The 12804-nt window shown below is 73.2% G+C and carries 11 protein-coding genes; 7 read left to right on the forward strand and 4 right to left on the reverse strand.

The window, feature by feature from the left end; translation table 11 throughout:
- Positions 1 to 17: 17 nt before the first annotated feature.
- Positions 18 to 1136, reverse strand: coding sequence for an ABC transporter substrate-binding protein (locus tag EJC51_RS42480; RefSeq protein WP_126275979.1), 1119 nt, complete (start codon positions 1134 to 1136; stop codon positions 18 to 20).
- 75 nt (positions 1137 to 1211) lie between these two features.
- Positions 1212 to 1709, reverse strand: coding sequence for a hypothetical protein (locus EJC51_RS42485; protein ID WP_126275980.1), 498 nt, complete (start codon positions 1707 to 1709; stop codon positions 1212 to 1214).
- Between the two features lie 135 nt (positions 1710 to 1844).
- Here EJC51_RS42485 and EJC51_RS42490 point away from each other — a divergent pair, with 135 nt between their 5' ends.
- From EJC51_RS42490 to EJC51_RS42520, 7 genes are all read left to right on the forward strand, one after another.
- Positions 1845 to 3104, forward strand: a complete 1260-nt coding sequence (locus EJC51_RS42490; RefSeq protein ID WP_126275981.1) for a sensor histidine kinase — start codon at positions 1845 to 1847, stop codon at positions 3102 to 3104.
- Positions 3092 to 3742, forward strand: coding sequence for a response regulator transcription factor (locus EJC51_RS42495; protein WP_126275982.1), 651 nt, complete (start codon positions 3092 to 3094; stop codon positions 3740 to 3742). The genes EJC51_RS42490 and EJC51_RS42495 overlap by 13 nt, the downstream gene beginning before the upstream one ends.
- Before the next feature lie 116 nt (positions 3743 to 3858).
- On the forward strand, positions 3859 to 4782 hold the full coding sequence (locus EJC51_RS42500) for a peptidoglycan-binding domain-containing protein (RefSeq protein ID WP_126275983.1): 924 nt from the start codon (positions 3859 to 3861) through the stop codon (positions 4780 to 4782).
- Positions 4783 to 4856: 74 nt separating this feature from the next.
- Positions 4857 to 6767 (forward strand): SMI1/KNR4 family protein, encoded by a 1911-nt coding sequence (locus tag EJC51_RS42505; protein WP_126275984.1) that lies wholly within the window; start codon positions 4857 to 4859, stop codon positions 6765 to 6767.
- A gap of 268 nt (positions 6768 to 7035) precedes the next feature.
- The gene (locus tag EJC51_RS42510) at positions 7036 to 7554 is read left to right on the forward strand and encodes a SigE family RNA polymerase sigma factor (RefSeq protein WP_244363523.1); all 519 of its coding nucleotides are present in this window, start codon (positions 7036 to 7038) and stop codon (positions 7552 to 7554) included.
- A gap of 3 nt (positions 7555 to 7557) precedes the next feature.
- Complete coding sequence (locus tag EJC51_RS42515) at positions 7558 to 8286, forward strand: hypothetical protein (RefSeq protein WP_126275986.1); 729 nt, start codon at positions 7558 to 7560, stop codon at positions 8284 to 8286.
- A gap of 41 nt (positions 8287 to 8327) precedes the next feature.
- Positions 8328 to 8768, forward strand: a complete 441-nt coding sequence (locus EJC51_RS42520) for an OsmC family protein (protein WP_059191279.1) — start codon at positions 8328 to 8330, stop codon at positions 8766 to 8768.
- Positions 8769 to 8822: 54 nt separating this feature from the next.
- On the opposite strand, the gene EJC51_RS42525 is transcribed toward EJC51_RS42520, so the two are convergent.
- Together EJC51_RS42525 and EJC51_RS42530 are read right to left on the reverse strand one after the other, a co-directional pair.
- Entirely contained in the window at positions 8823 to 10637 is a 1815-nt protein-coding gene (locus tag EJC51_RS42525; protein ID WP_126275987.1) for an RICIN domain-containing protein, read from the reverse strand.
- Positions 10638 to 10666: 29 nt separating this feature from the next.
- Entirely contained in the window at positions 10667 to 12793 is a 2127-nt protein-coding gene (locus tag EJC51_RS42530) for a beta-galactosidase (RefSeq protein ID WP_126275988.1), read from the reverse strand.
- Positions 12794 to 12804: the final 11 nt, after the last annotated feature.

The raw sequence follows: 12804 nt of genomic DNA on the forward strand, positions 1-12804 counted from the left end.
CGCGAGCCTTCCCGGTCTCAGCCCGTGCGAAGCACCCGGAAGCGGTCGGGTTCCGCCGGATCACGGTCCACGACCTGGATCGGCGCCCAGGTCCACTGCCGGACGCCGATGCCCGGGGTGCGGGAGAAGCTGATGCGGCCGCGGGTGCCCTCGACCTCGACGTGTGGCCAGGACGCGGCGAGGGCCGCCCGGTCCGTGCCGCCGGCGCGCAGCGCTTCGGCGAGGACGACGATCGTGTCGTAGCCCTCGAAGGCGACGAAGGACGGCGCATCGGCCAGTCGTGCGCGCAGGTCGGCCTCGGCGCGTGTCCCGAGCGGGCTGAGTCGCTCGGGCAGGTAGCGCAGGAACGGGATCGCGGTGCCGTCGGCGCCCAGCGCCGTCGCCCATGCGGCGAACTCGGGCTGTCCGGCCGGAGCTCCGAGCAGGACCCCGGCGAGGCGCGGGTCGCGGCGTACCGCCCGGACGATCGGCACGGCCGGTTCCGGGTGGCCGACCAGCAGGAGAAGGGCCGTCGCACGCTGGTCGAGGAGGGCGTCGCACACGGCGGTGGGGGCGAGCTCGGTCATGTCGAGTTCGACGACCGTGCCGCCGTGCGCGGCGAAGTGGTCCCGCAGGACACGGGTTCCGGTCGCCCAGTAGACACTCGGCTGGGTCGCCACGGCGACCCGACGGTGGCCCGTGTCGAGGAGGTGGTCCGCGTAGACCCGCCAGCCGCGCGACTGCGGCGGCGACAGGCGCGCCACCCACTCCGTCGGCTGCTCGGTGAGCGCGTCGAGCACGGCCGACGAGCAGAGGTACGGCAGCCCGAGGGCGTCGGCCCGGGTGGCCGCGGCACGGGCGACGACGCTGTGGTACTCGCCGACCAGAGCGGCCACCCCCTGGCCCGCCAGCTCGTCCACGGCCGCCGCGGCCTTCTCCGGGTCGGCCGCGGTGTCCCGCACCACGAGTTCGAGCGGCCGGCCGGCGATCCCGCCGGTCGCGTTGACCTCGCGCGTGCCCAACTCGATCCCGGCGAGCAGGTGTTGGCCCGCCTCGACCCAGCCGGGCCGGGTGAGCGGGGCGAGAACACCGATCCGCACGGCGGCCGGGTCGGTCGGCCGCGCCGCGGACGGCGATGGCGATGGCGTCGTACTCATGGCGGAGGTTCCCCCTGGAGGCACTTCGTTCGGATGTGACTCCACGATGATCTACGACAGCGGTGGCGGTCGGCGTCACGCGGGCCGGCTGAGCGCCCGCAGCGCCAGCCGGCCGCACAGCGCGGCGAGCGGCAGCTCGACGCCGAGCGCCAGGGCGACCGCGGTGGCGAAGTCGCCGCCCGGGGCCGCGGTCGTGGTGTCGAACCAGGCGTCCACCACCAGCAGCGTCGCGGTCGCGGCGGCTGTCAGGGCGTGCCGCCGGTCGGCGCGGGCGGCGAGGAGGCCGGTGGCGATCAGGCCGAGCGCCTCCAGCGCGTCGAGCCCGACCCAGGCGACCGGCCAGTGCACCGCGGTCGCGGTGGCCGGCAGGCCGGTGGCCAGCACGTACAGCCACGGCAGCAGGGCGAGCCCGCAGGCGACCAGCAGCCACTCGGCCCGCCGCACGCCCCGCGCCGGTGCCGGCTCCTCCCTCTCCGCGTGGAGCGGGATGACCTCGGCACTGGCCAATTCGTCATCGCACAACACCAGTTGACGCATCGTCTTCCCCCGCTCCTCGTCGGCTGTTCCCGTCATGTGCTCCACCCTCCGCCGCACACCAGGGCGCCGTCAGTCACGCAGGGTTCCGACCTGGGGTGCAGAAAAGTGCACCCCCGAACCGGGCGGGAGCTGCATGGCACGGGGATGGCCTGCGGCTTTACCGTTCGGCGCATGCAACTCACCACGTGGCTGCGGCAGATGCCGGGCCGGCCGTTCCGCGGGGCGGGACACCGGACCGCGCTCGTCGCCGCGGGCCTGCCGCTCCACCTCGCCGTGGTGCCCCTGTGGCTCTGGCTGCTCGGCGCGATGGCGGCGACGGTGCGCGCGCCCGCCGCGGCGGCCGTGACTCCGCTGCCCGTGCTGCTCACGCTCGTGGTGACGCCCCTGCTGACCACCGGGCAGCGGCGGCGCTACCGGGCGCTCGTCGGCAAGGACCTCCCGCGCCCGTCCGCCAACGCGAAGTCGGTGGTGCGCCGGCTGACCGGCCGGGCCTGGTGGCGGCAGGTCTGTTACCACGCCGTGGCGGGTCCGCTGCTCGCCGTCCTGGACCTCGTCGTCCTCGCGGTCTGGGCCGCCGCTGTCGTGGCGTCCACTGTCTACGTGTGGATCTGGGCGCTGCCCTCGCAGTGGCGGGTCACCGACCTCGGATACACCGCGCAGGCCGCGTACATCACCGCCGGCGGCCTCGCCGTGCTCTTCCTCGGGCCCCGGCTGACCGACGCTCTGGTGCGGCTGGAGACCCGGGCGGCCGAGGTCCTGCTCGGCCCCAGCCGTACCGAGAAGCTGGCCCGCCGGGTCGCCGACCTCGCCGAGAGCCGGGCCGGCGTGCTCGACGCCGCCGACGCCGAGCGGCGACGCATCGAGCGCGACCTGCACGACGGCGCACAGCAGCGCCTCGTCGCACTCGCCGTCAACCTGGGCCTGGCCAGGGCCACCCTCGGCGACCTGCCGGAGGACGCCCGCAAGGTGATCGACGAGGCGCACCGCGAGGCGAAGGAGGCGATCGCCGAGCTGAACGACCTGGTGCGCGGCCTGCATCCGGCCGTCCTCGAGGACCGCGGCCTCGACGCCGCGCTGTCCGGGGTCGCCGCCCGCCTCCCGATCCCGGTGCGCGTGGCGGTGGACCTGCCGCGGCGCCCCTCGCCCACGGTCGAGGCCGTCGCGTACTTCGTGGTCTCCGAAGCCCTGACGAACGTGGTCAAACACGCCCAGGCGACCCGGGCGGACGTGACCGTGGAGCGGATCGGGGAGACACTGCTGGTGATCGTCGCGGACGACGGCACGGGCGGCGCGGAGCTCGCGGCGGCCGGCGGCGGCACCGGACTCGCCGGGCTCGCCAAGCGCGTCGCGTCCGTCGACGGCACGTTCTCCTGCCGCAGCCCCGCCGGGGGCCCGACCGTCATCACCGTGGAGCTGCCGTGCGCGCCGTGATCGCCGAGGATTCCCTCTTGCTGCGCATCGGCGTGGTCAAGGTGCTGGAGGCGGCCGGCTTCGAGATGTGCGCGCAAGTCGCCGACGCGGAAGGGCTGTTGGCGGCCGTCGAGGAGCACCGGCCCGACATCGCCGTGGTCGACGTACGCATGCCGCCCGGCTTCACCGACGAGGGAGTACGCGCCGCGCTGGTGATCCGCCGTCAGTACCCACGCACCGCCGTGCTCCTGCTGTCGCAGTACGTGGAGGAGCGGTACGCCGCCGATCTGCTCGCCGCCCACACCTCGGGCGTCGGCTATCTGCTCAAGCAACGGGTCGCCGACGTCGAGGAGTTCACCGAGGCGGTACGCCGGGTGGCGGCCGGCGGCACCGCGCTCGACCCGCAGGTCGTCGCGCAGCTGCTGGTGCGCCGGCACAGCGATCCGCTCGACCGGCTGACACCGCGCGAGCGGGAGGTTCTGGAGCTGATGGCGGGCGGCCGGTCCAACTCCGGCATCGCCGCCGAGCTGGTGGTGAGCGAGAGCGCGGTCGCCAAGCACATCAACAGCATCTTCACCAAGCTCGACCTGCCCAGGGCCGACGCCGACCACCGTCGCGTCCTGGCGGTGCTGCGCTTCCTGGGCGTTGCGACCGCATAGGGCGCGATCGGGGGCCCGGCCGGGCGGACGCCGGGCTTCCGATCATCGAACTGTTGTGCACGTTGTGTGTGTCTTTTCTGTCTAGACTCTGGCTCTCGTACGGAGAGGGAGCACGAGTGAGCGAACAGGCGGGCCCCGTCTGCCCCGAGTGCGGAACGGTCCGGGCCGCGGACGGAACCCCGGCGTGCGGCTGCGCCCGCCGTGCCTCGGATGCTCACCGCGCGGTGCGTACGGCGGAGGCCGCGGCCGCGGAGGACTTCGATCCGGTACGCATACGGCCGTTCGTGGAGGTCGGCGACGACGCGTCGCCCGCCTCGGAGGGTGCCGAGAGTGATCCGGCGGATGAACTGACTGGTGTTGCGGGGGAGTTGCCCTCGCCGACGACCACGATCGAGCCGGACCGAGCACCAGACCGAGCCCCGGACGTCGAACCCTCCGACCCCGCACCGCGGCGCCGACGGCGACGCACCCTGACGGCCGCCGGACTGGGAGCCACCGGAGCCGTCGTCCTGACGGGATGCCTCGTCGGCGGGCTCTTCTGGTACGACAGCCCCGAGCGCGACGACTCCCTGTCCGGCGGCGTCCGCGCGGGCCTCCCGGCCGAACAGCCCTCGGCCACCGGCTCCTTGTCCCCGTCCAGCTCCCCGCAGGCGTCCCCGACGCAACCCTCCCCCTCCGCCACGGTCTCGGCGGAAGCCTCCGACACCTCGGCCCCGGCCACCCCGACCGGCTCCACCGCCCCGACACGGACGGCGTCCGGCGCCGCCCCCACCGCCACCGGCGGCGGTCCCGCGCCGAGTTCCTCCGGCGGGCAGGCCCCCGTTCTCCGCCCCGGCGACAAAGGGCCGGAGGTGACGGAACTCCAACTCCGGCTGAGCCAGGTCGGCTTCTACAGCGGCGACGCCGACGGCACCTACGACAGCCAGGTGGAGAGCGCCGTGCGCGGCTACCAGTTCACCCGCGTGGTCCGCGACGACGAGCCGGGCGTGTACGGCCCCGAGACCCGGGCGGACCTGGAATCCGAGACCTCGGAGCCGTGAGCCACGGGACGTTCTGAGCCTGCGAGCGACGTCGGCGAGGCCGGTTGTCAGTGGGGGCTGGCAGCATCGATCTCATGGCGGACAAGATCGAGGACTGGCGGCCGTTCCTGGAGCGGTGGAGCCAGGAGTGGGCGGACACACAGGAGTCGGACGCACCGGCCGACGAGCGGGACGTGGCGGACGAGGAGGCCTTGCGGGCGCGATGGCTGGGGTTCCCCGGCGCGCCCGAGGAGCGGATAGCGGACCTGGAGGAGCGACTCGGACACCGACTGCCGCCGTCGTACCGGACGTTCCTGGCGGTGACGGACGGCTGGCGGCACGCGGGCGGTTTCGTGTGGCTCCTCGCCGGCACCGGCCAGGTGCGACGGCATCAGGACGAGGCGGGCCTGTCCGAGTACTTCCCCTTCGAGACGGAGGACCTCACACCGGAGGACGAACTGCTCGCCGGGATGTGGGACCGGGCGCTGCAACTCGACGTCGAGTCGGACATGGTGTACGTCCTGCTGGACCCGGGGGACGTGGACGACGAGGGCGAGTGGGCCGTGTACTCGTACGCGTCCTGGCGTGCCAGTCCGCCCGAGCGGTACCCGTCGTTCCGGGCGTGGATGGAGGACATGTACCGGGAGTTCCACAGCCTCCAGGTGGACCGCTCCCGGCGGGCCGGCACGGAGTTCGTCAACGCGACGACGCAGGCGCTGGACGACTCGGTCGACGCGGCCCGCCAGCACGCCCTGGCGGGCCGGTTCGAGCAGGCCGCGACGGCGTTGGCGGAGGCGGGCTCGCACGGCCGACCCCGGGCGGGCGCACTGCGCGACCAGATCCGCCGACTCCTGGGCGAGACCTACCTGGTGTCCTTCCAGGAACTGGTGACCGACCCGCGGTACGCGGCGGAGGTGGTCCCGGTGCTGGCGGCCGAGAACGTGCGGATGAACCGCGAGGACCGGACACTGACGGCACGGCTGGGGACCCTCTCCGACGCGGAGCGGGCCGCGGTGGAGGAGGCCGTGCGGCAGGTGTGGGCCGGCACGTACCGCTACACACCCGAGGGCCCCTTCGGTGACGCGGTCGATCAGGCGCGGGAGCAGGCCCGTTGGGGCGAGACGGACGCGGCCTGGCGCACACTCCGCGCCGCACTGCCCCGGTGGCAGCCCCTCGGCCCGGACCACCTCGCCCCCGTGGGCCTGTGCGCCGACCACCTCCTCGGCCCCGTGATCACGGCGGAGCGCGGCCGGGAACTGCTGGCCACGCCGCGCGCCGGCCACAGCGGCGACACCCCGGCACCCACGCCCGACCTGGATCCGCCGGGCCTGGCATGGCTGACGGAGGTACATCCCGGCAACCTGCTCGGGTCGTACCGCTTCCTCCTCGTCGAGGGGGTGGAGCCGGCCGACCTTCCGGGCCGCGTCGGCGCCGGCGAGAGCGCCGCCCTGGAGGAGCCGGCGATGGTGTGGGAGTCCCGTATGCGGCCGCGCGGCGGCCAGGGCGGCGCGCCGTGGGCGGACGAGGCCATCGCCTCCGTGGGCCGGGCGGGCCAGGGCTGGAGCTTCGCCCTCCAGGCGAGCCCCGTCGCCTCCTTCGACGAGCGGTGGTTCGTCTCCCCGGGAGTCGCCGCCTCGCGGGGCACCCGGGTGGTGACGGTGTGGAGCGAGCCGTTCGACGGACAGCGCCCCGGCGCCTTCCATCTGTCGGTCGCCGAGAACGGCGAGGAGACGTACGCCTTCACCGTCCGCCGCGACACCACCGACAGCCGCGGAACCGTGCCGGACGCCCTGGACCCGCACCGGCTCTTCCCGGCGGACGAGCCCCGTGACCAACGCCTGGGCGAGCGGCGCGCGTTGGAGGCCCTGGCCGCCGAATTCGGCGTCCGCCTCCCGAGGTTCGCCCTCACCCAGGGACGACTGCACACCCTCCGCACCCACTCCTGGCGCCGCCCGCCGGGCCCCGGCGAGGGATATGTGACCGTCAGTGTGGTGGGGCGGCCCTGACCGGCACCCCGAGTGGCCCGTCGCACACGCGGGCCCGAAATTCGTCGCGCGTGCAACCTGATGGCTTCGTGAGCGGTGTTACAGGGAGGAGCTCGTGCGCGCCTGACCAGCGCGCGGCAGTGGCATGGAATCGGGGGACATCAGAGTGCGTACGACGACCAGGACTTGTACGCCCACCGCCGATCGAAGAGAGGCGGTGCGGGACGTGGACCAGGAACAGGGGGACGACGCGGGAGGAGGGGGTGAGGCGGAGCTTCCGCGGGACGAGCTGCCGGACTTCGAGACCTACGCGGCCGTCCGATGGCCACGACTGCTGCGCACCGCCTATCTGTTGACCAACGGAGACCATCACGAGGCGGAGGACCTCGTCCAGGTCACGCTGGCGAAGATCTATCTGCGCTGGTCCCACATACGCACCCTGGACGCACCCGACCAGTACGTCCGACGCGCCCTGATCAACAACAACACCACCCGGCAGCGCAAACGACGGGTCGTGCAACTCCTCACCCCCCACCTGCCCGAACAGCGCAGCCCCATGGGGGACGCCGGCCGGCCCGACAGCTACGACACCCGCTCGGAGCTCTTCGCCGCCCTCGCCACCCTGCCGCCCCGGCAGCGCGCCATCGTCGTGCTGCGCTACTGGGAGTGCCTGAGCGAACAACAGACGGCCCACCTCCTCGGCTGCTCGGTCGGCACGGTGAAGAGCCAGGCCAGCCGGGCGCTGAAGAAGCTGCGCTCCAGCTCGGCGCTGTCCGAGTACGCCGCCACCATGACACACGGGGAGTAGGGCGTGTCCGACATGAAGACCGACCTCCCACCGGAGCCGCCGAAGCCCGACCTGAGGCGGATGCTGGACGAGGCCGTGGCGGAGTGCGTGCCACCGGCGTTCCCGGGGGAGGGGATCGTGCGCCGGGCGGCGGCCATCAGACGGCGCCGCAGGCTCGCGGCCGTCTCCGTGGCGGCCCTGCTGCTCATCCCGGTGGCCGGCAAGCTGGCCCTCGGCCAGGACGCCCCGTCCTCGCACACCGTCAGCATTGCCCGCTCGCCGATCCCCTTCTCGTCCGTCTCGGCCGAGACCGGCGACGCCCCCTCGCCGGTGCGCGTGGTGCGCCCCGGGGAGCGGATCGATGTCGGACTCGGCATGTGGTACCTGCTGAAGGAGCGGGAGTACTGCCCGAAGCACCCGCTGGACCCCAGGCCGACGTGTGTGGGGCCGTTGGACGTGGCGCAGCCGGGCGTGCCCATGACCCTCGACTGGTACCCGTTCCCGCAAGGGGTGGTCTCCGTGTTCGCCTACACGGGGAAGACGCCCGCCACCCGGATCACCATGACGCAGCACGGCCGGACCACCCTGCTTCCCATTGTCCGGCTGCCCGGCCGGCCCTCCTTCGTCAGCTCGTACGCCATCAGCGCACCGGTCAGCGACGACGAGCGAAAGCGGCTGGTCCGGCCGACGCAGGGCCCCGTCTTCCGGGTCTACGGAGCCGACGGCGCGGAACTGGCGGAAATGCGGCAATGACGAGCGCCGCGCACGTGCGCCGTGCCCGTAAGGTCGACGGCATGACCGACAACCCCGTGCGCACCGTCACCGTCGAGCGAACCAGCACCGGCCACTTCACCGCGACCAACACCCGCGGCGGCACCATCAGCTTCGGCACCGGCTCGGGTGCCGACGGCGACACCGAGTTCACCCCGGTCGAGCTGCTGCTCGCCGCGATCGGCGGCTGTACGGCCGTGGACGTCGACATCGCGACCAGCCGCCACGCGGAACCCTCCGGGTTCTCCGTGACCGTCACCGGCAACAAGGTCAGCGACGACCTCGGCAACCGGATGACCGACCTCACGGTCACCTTCTCGGTCGCCTTCCCCGACGGGGAGGGCGCCGATCGGGCCCGGGCGATCCTGCCGAGGGCGGTCAAGACCTCCCACGACCGGCTGTGCACGGTCAGCCGCACGGTGGAGATCGGCACGCCGGTCACGGCGACGGTCGAGGAGGCCTGACCCGGCCTCGCACGGCCCGAGTGCGGGGGACCGCACTCGGGCCGAAGTGGCAGCTCAGCCGCGGCCAAGGGCGAGCCTCCAGTCCTGCGAGCCGTCCGTCGCGGCGTTCTGCAAGGTGAGCGGTGCGTCCGCGGACACGCCGGTCAGGTAGAGGCTGGGGTTCTTGACGGACTGGAGCCGGTAGAAACCGTCGGCCACCTTGACGAGGTTCCAGCTGCCGGTGGCGCTGTCGTCGACCCACTGGCCGATGCGCTGCCCGGCGGTCGCGTCGCCCGTCCAGATCGCCGCCGCCCGGCCGCCCGACTTGTTCAGCAGACTGACGCCGCCGTTCGGCTCGGTCACCACATGCCAGTACTGGGTGTCCGGGTTTCCGGCGGAGCCTGGCTTCTCCAGGCGTACGTCGGGCACGTCGCCGTTGCCCAGGTTGGCGTCGTTGGTCCTGTTCCCGGTGCCGACGACCTGGCCGGTCCCGCGGTTGACCAACTGGTAGTAGGCGCCGGCCGAACGGCCCAGGTCCACCTCGGCGAAGGCGATCGTCGACGTGCCCTGGTTGTTGAGGACCGCGACGCGGCCGGTGCCGCGGACGTACTGGAGGTTGCGGCTGTACCCGGCCCGCGAGGTCGTCTGGTACTCCTTCCACACGCCGTCGGCGCGCCCGCTGTCGTTGACCCAGACGTCGCCGCTGCCGGCCGCGTTGTAGACCAGGCGTCCACCGGGGAGCCGGACGATCACGGGGCTGCCGCCGGTGGCGAGCGGACGGCTGCCGGGGTCGACGGGCAGCGAGGTGATGGCACCGTCGGTGGTGGAGGCGGCGTAGAACTTCAGCGGATCGTCGGCCAGCCGGTACCGGACGTTGGTGCCGCCGCCCCAGTACTCGTACGTCAGCAGCCACTTGCCGTCCGTCGTCCGCACGACGTTCGTCATCCCCGGTCGGCCGCCGCCGATCTCCGTCTTGCCGCCGCCCATGTCCTGCGTCAGGCCGGGGACGTCGACGACAGGGCCGTTCCAGCGGGCGCTGCGGCCGTCCCAGGTCCTGTGGACGAGGATCTGCCCGTGCGCGTCGGAGGCGGTGGCGTTGGCGGGGTCCGGGGTGGGGACGCCGGTGACCGGGTCGAAGCCGGTGTAGTCGTTCTCGTCGGAGTAGTAGCAGACCAACCGGCCCTGGTGGACCATGAGATACGGCTCCCAGAGCGGGTCCACCTGCCGGGCGGTGTTCGCCGCCGCGACGTTCCGCCCGACCGCGCCCGCGCTGCCGCCCTGCCAGCCGCCGGTCGCGATGACGTTGACGACACGCCAGGTCACGCCCTCGTCGCTGCTGGAGTACAGCGCGATCGCCAGGTCGCTGCGGTCGCCGTCGTTGGACGGGACCCAGGACGGGTCGGCGGCCTTGTGCTCCTCGTAGTAGGCGTCGTCGCCCGACACCACGCTCGCGAGAAGCAGCGTGCCGTGCCGCAGGTCCCCGATGTCCTGCGGGAGGACGTAGAGGTAGGGGTTGGTCCAATTGCTCGTGTACCGCGCGTACTTGGGGTCCTTGGAGAGGTACGCCGGAGCCTTCACCTCGGACAGCGGCTGCCACGAGGCGCCGTCGTCGTCGCTCTTGTGGACGGGCAGCGTCTGACCGTCCGCGGAGCCCGTCGTCGGCACGACCGTCGACTTCTCGAACGAGGCGACCAGCCGTCCGCCGGGCAGCTGCGCCGACTTGGGGTAGACGGCGCAGTTGCCGCGCCCTTTGAGGCAGGGCTCGTCACCGAGCTGGTAGAGGACGCCGCCCGTCGGGTTGTACGCGTGGGCACTGGCCATGGGCAGCGCCAGCATGGCCGATGCGGCCAGGGCGGTCCCGAGGGCCCGGGCCGGTCTTCTGCTGAGCATGTCTTCTCCTCGACAGCGGTGCGGTGGGGTCAGGCGACCAGGACGCGTACGTCCCACGGGCCCAGGTCCAGTGCGGTCCCGGCGGGGACGGCGGCCCCGGTCAGGACGTCGGTGAGGGGCACGGGCGCCTGGACGGCGGCCGGTTGCCAGTTCCAGTTGTGGACGACGTGGACGCGCCGGCCGTCGGCGGCCGTGCCGGTGGTCGCGGTGACGGACGCCGGGAGGTCCCGCCAGGCTCCGGGCGCGGCCGGTGCCAGCCAGGCGGCCAGCTCCCGCGCGAAGGCGCGGCCGGGGACGGTGCCCACGCAGGTGATGCGGCCCGCGCCGTGGCGCCGGGTGGCGGCCGCGGGCCAGCGCCCGAAGTGCGGATGGTCGTAGGCGGCCAGCACGTCGGCGTCGTCGACGGTGAGGCCGTCCGCCCAGCGGGTCGCCGTGGCGTCGGCGGGCAGGTGCAGCGGGCTGCCGGGTGCCGGACGCACCGGGATGTCGTGCGCGAGGTCGCTGAACTCGTCGTAGGACACGCCCGCGTGCTCGGCGAGCCGCCCCGGCGCGCGTTCGGCGCGGGCGCGGGCCTCGTGGTCGGCGTAACCGGTGCGCGGGCCCAGGACGAGATGGCCGCCGGCGTGCGCGTAGGCGGCCAGCCAGTCGAGGGTCGAGTCGGCGGCGAGGTACAGGGCCGGGACGACGAGGACGGGATGGCGGTGTACGGCCTCCTCGGGGGCGAGGCCCTCCCGTTCGCCGCGTGGGTCGTGCAGTTGGCGGGCGTGGACGATGCGGACCTGGCGGCCGGCGTCGAACGCGCCGCGGTAGAAGGGGTCGAAGAAGCGGTGGTAGGCGGCCGGGTCAGGGCTGCCGTCCGGCCGGGCCAGCGGCGGGTACTTCTGCATCAGCCATTTGCTCGGTGCCGAGTACACCATCGTGATGTCCGCGTCCGGCTCCAGCCCGGCGACGAGTGGACCGGCGGTCTCGAACTCGGCACCCAGGCGGGCGAGTTCGGCGTACGTCCGCCCCGGCCGGCCGGTGTGGGGGAGGATGCCGCCCCAGTAGGTCTCGGCGCCGAAGTGCAGCGTGTGCCAGTGCCAGTACTCGATCATGCGGGCACCGCGGGCGACCAGCGCCCAGGCCGCCTGGCGCCACTGCCCGTCGTAGGCGGGGCGGTTGTCCCAGGGGAAACCGATGGAACCGGCGTTGGTCTCGGTGACCAGGAACGGCTCCTGGCGGGAGGAGAACATCCAGTCGGCGGTCCGGTACAGCGCCCACACGCCGGTGGTCTTCCAGAGCTGCTCGTGGCCGTCGGGAGTGGGGTCGGGCAGCAGCAGGCCATCCTGCATGTCGTAGTAGGGGTTGCCGGAGGCGATGTCGAGCCGGTCGGTGAGCTCGTCGTCCTCCACGCCGGGGCGGGTGTAGGAGATGCAGGTGGTGACGAACTGGTCCTCGGCGGCGTACTCGCGGACGAGGTCGGCCTGCCAGCCGATGAACTCGGTGACCTGCCGCGCCTGGAACTCCCGCCAGGCGACGTCGTACTGGGGCTGCTGGTTGCCGTCCGGCGTCCACAGGTCCGCCCACGTGGACAGCCGGTGCGACCAGTAGACCAGGCCCCATTCCCGGTTGAGGGTCTCGACGTCGCCGTACCTGTCCCGCAGATGGTCGACGAAGCGCTGGAAGACGCCGTGGTTGTGGAAGAGGTGCAGGCCGGGCTCGTTGTCGACCTGGAAGCCGATGACCGCGGGGTGGCCGGCGTACCGGGCGGCGATCTTGCGGATGACACGTTCGGCGTGGAAGCGGAACGCCGGGTGGGTGAAGTCGACCTCCTGGCGCCCGCCCCAGCCGAACCGCTCGCCGGTCCGCCCCTCGCCGGTGATCTCCGGGTACTGGCGGGCCAGCCACGGTGGCACCGCGTAGGTCGGGGTGCCGAGGACGACGGAGATGCCGCGCTCGTGGGCGCCGTCCAGCACCGGCTGGAGCCAGTCGAGGTCGAAGCGGCCGTTGTCCGGCTCCCAGGTCGACCACACCGACTCCCCGACCCGGATCACGGTGACATGGGCGTCGGCCATCAGGTCCAGGTCGGTCTTGAGACGCTCGGCGGGGCGGTCGTAGGGCTGGTACTCGTGGTAGTACGCGGCGCCGAACAGGACGCGGGCAGGCAGAGCCGCCATGAAGGGGACCT

Source organism: Streptomyces aquilus (assembly GCF_003955715.1).
Classification (GTDB): Bacteria; Actinomycetota; Actinomycetes; order Streptomycetales; family Streptomycetaceae; genus Streptomyces; species Streptomyces aquilus.

Excerpts from the sequence above, each read along its gene's own strand:
- EJC51_RS42490 (WP_126275981.1), top strand. The coding sequence starts at position 1,845 with ATGCAACTCACCACGTGGCTGCGGCAGATGCCGGGCCGGCCGTTCCGC.
- EJC51_RS42480 (WP_126275979.1), bottom strand. The coding sequence starts at position 1,136 with ATGAGTACGACGCCATCGCCATCGCCGTCCGCGGCGCGGCCGACCGAC.
- EJC51_RS42485 (WP_126275980.1), bottom strand. The coding sequence starts at position 1,709 with ATGACGGGAACAGCCGACGAGGAGCGGGGGAAGACGATGCGTCAACTG.
- EJC51_RS42530 (WP_126275988.1), bottom strand. The coding sequence starts at position 12,793 with ATGGCGGCTCTGCCTGCCCGCGTCCTGTTCGGCGCCGCGTACTACCAC.
- EJC51_RS42505 (WP_126275984.1), top strand. The coding sequence starts at position 4,857 with ATGGCGGACAAGATCGAGGACTGGCGGCCGTTCCTGGAGCGGTGGAGC.
- EJC51_RS42525 (WP_126275987.1), bottom strand. The coding sequence starts at position 10,637 with ATGCTCAGCAGAAGACCGGCCCGGGCCCTCGGGACCGCCCTGGCCGCA.
- EJC51_RS42520 (WP_059191279.1), top strand. The coding sequence starts at position 8,328 with ATGACCGACAACCCCGTGCGCACCGTCACCGTCGAGCGAACCAGCACC.